The following is a 2,248-nucleotide window of genomic DNA, read 5'->3' as shown; positions in this document are numbered from 1 at the left end:
AGGAAGAGGGAGAAAAAAAAAAAAAAAAAAAGGGAAACAGGGGGGTTGGGTGTGGGGGGGAGAGGAAAAAAGAACCGGGGGGGGGGGGGGGGGGGGTGCCGTCCCCCCCCCCCCCCCCCCGGCTCCGGCCTGCGCGTTCGCCCGCGCCGGATGTTCCGCGCGGGCGGCGTCGGCGGTACATGAGACCCTTGGGGGTATCTGTCAGCCAACCCGAAAGCATGGCCAGTGACCGCCACGGACCGCTCCATCGAGCTCATCACCACCGCCGCCCAGGCGGCGGCCGACCGGCTCGCGCACGACATCATCGCGTACGACGTCAGCGACGTGCTGTCGATCACCGACGCCTTCCTGCTCGCCTCGGCGCCCAACGACCGCCAGGTCAAGTCGATCGTCGACGAGATCGAGGAGCGCCTCCTCAAGGAGCTCGGCGCCAAGCCGGTGCGCCGCGAGGGCGACCGCGACGCCCGCTGGATCCTGCTCGACTACGTCGACATCGTCGTCCACGTCCAGCACAGCGAGGAGCGCGTCTTCTACGCGCTGGAGCGCCTGTGGAAGGACTGCCCCGAGATCGAGCTCCCCGAGGACGCCAAGCTCACCCTCGGCAAGGCCGAGGAGCACGCCAAGCTGCGCGAGGCGCAGGGCGACGACGAAATGGACGGTGATCTGTTCTGAGCACCACCACGACGCCTGCCGGCCGGCCCGGCAGGAAGATCGTCCTCTGGCGGCACGGCCAGACCTCGTGGAACCTTGAGCGCCGCTTCCAGGGCTCGACGGACATCGAGCTGACCGGGACGGGTGTGGCGCAGGCGCGCCGCGCCGCCCGGCTGCTCGCCTCGCTGAAGCCGGACGCCATCGTGGCCTCCGACCTGCGGCGGGCCGCGCACACCGCTGCCGAGCTGGCCTCCGTCACGGGCCTGTCGGTGGCGCACGACGAGGCGCTGCGCGAGACGTACGCCGGCGAGTGGCAGGGGCTCACCCACGAGGAGATCCTCGAGAAGTACGGCGAGCAGTACGCGGCGTGGAAGCGCGGCGAGCCCGTCCGCCGCGGTGGCGGCGAGCTGGAGACCGAGGTCGCCGACCGCGCCGCTCCGGTGGTGCTGGACCACGCGGACCGGCTGCCCGAGGGCGGCACGCTCGTCGTCGTCAGCCACGGCGGCACCATCCGTACGACCATCGGGCGCCTGCTGGGCCTGGAGCCGTACCACTGGGAGGGCCTGGGCGGGCTCTCCAACTGCTGCTGGTCCGTCCTCGGCGAGGGCGCGCGCGGCTGGCGCCTGCTGGAGCACAACGCCGGCACGCTGCCGGAGCCGGTGCTCGGCGACGACGACTGAGGCTTCCGCCGGGGCCCTCCGTGCGGCCCGCTGGGCCGCTCCGACCCGGATTTCACTTTCCGGCTGGTCACAGGCTAGAGTTCTTCTTGTTCGCAGCGAAGAACACCGGAAACGGGGGGAACGCGGCGGAGAGCGGGGCTATAGCTCAGTTGGTAGAGCGCCTGCATGGCATGCAGGAGGTCAGGAGTTCAATTCTCCTTAGCTCCACAATCAGGATCCCGTCCCCAACAGGGGGCGGGATCCTTGCGTTTGTTCCCCTTTGCGCGCTTGCTGCCCCGTCCGCTGCCGACGTGGCAGAATCGGACGGCCGGAGGGGGACACGACGGCCCGACGCGGGAGGGAGTCGCTGACGGATGGGTGCACACCGGCGGCGGTGCGACTGGTGCAACAACGGCACGCCGATCGTGCGGGACATGGACCCGGTCAATCCCGACTACCAGTACTGGTGCGAGGAATGCGCGCGGGCGCTGATCATAAAAGGCGACCCGATCGAGACGTATCGGGAGCTGGAGGGCGAGCCGATCTACGGCCGCCTGCTCGACGAGCACTGCACGCTGAAGCGCTTCTACCAGTTCGCCCGGGCATGACCGGGCGGCCCGGACGACCGGGTCGACGGTAACCGAATCGGACATAACGGGCCCCCGGAAACCGATTTTTGGTCTGGGGCCATGACCGTGTAATGTTCTCGATGTCGCCAGGGGGAACCGGCAAGGGAAACCGAGAAGGGGCCCGGCGGCAGAGAGAAACAAGGGGCTATAGCTCAGTTGGTAGAGCGCCTGCATGGCATGCAGGAGGTCAGGAGTTCAATTCTCCTTAGCTCCACAGTGAAGAAGCGGGGGGGGGGGGGGGGGGGGGGGGGGTTTTGGTGTGTCTTGGTCGTGGGAGGGCACAGACCAAACCGGGGGGGGTGGGGGTCC

General features: G+C 68.9%; 3 protein-coding genes and 2 tRNA genes. All 5 read left to right on the top strand.

Annotated features, from left to right (window positions below):
• Nucleotides 1-225 precede the first annotated feature (225 nt).
• The 5 genes from rsfS (at nt 226) to ACZ7IF_RS18460 (ending at nt 2,153) form a co-directional block, all read left to right on the top strand.
• A complete protein-coding gene (rsfS, locus tag ACZ7IF_RS18480; RefSeq protein WP_470972330.1) occupies nt 226-672 on the top strand; it encodes a ribosome silencing factor in 447 nt (148 codons plus the stop codon).
• Nucleotides 669-1,331 (top strand): histidine phosphatase family protein, encoded by a 663-nt coding sequence (locus ACZ7IF_RS18475; protein ID WP_470972526.1) that lies wholly within the window; start codon nt 669-671, stop codon nt 1,329-1,331. The genes rsfS and ACZ7IF_RS18475 overlap by 4 nt, the downstream gene beginning before the upstream one ends.
• A gap of 134 nt (nt 1,332-1,465) precedes the next feature.
• Nucleotides 1,466-1,538 (top strand) — tRNA-Ala (locus ACZ7IF_RS18470).
• Between the two features lie 146 nt (nt 1,539-1,684).
• Nucleotides 1,685-1,918 (top strand): hypothetical protein, encoded by a 234-nt coding sequence (locus ACZ7IF_RS18465; RefSeq protein WP_008738908.1) that lies wholly within the window; start codon nt 1,685-1,687, stop codon nt 1,916-1,918.
• Nucleotides 1,919-2,080: 162 nt separating this feature from the next.
• Nucleotides 2,081-2,153 (top strand) — tRNA-Ala (locus ACZ7IF_RS18460).
• The last annotated feature ends 95 nt before the right edge of the window (nt 2,154-2,248 follow it).

This window comes from Streptomyces sp. NPDC037421, from assembly GCF_055602105.1.
This window is presented reverse-complemented; position numbering and strand designations above follow the sequence as displayed.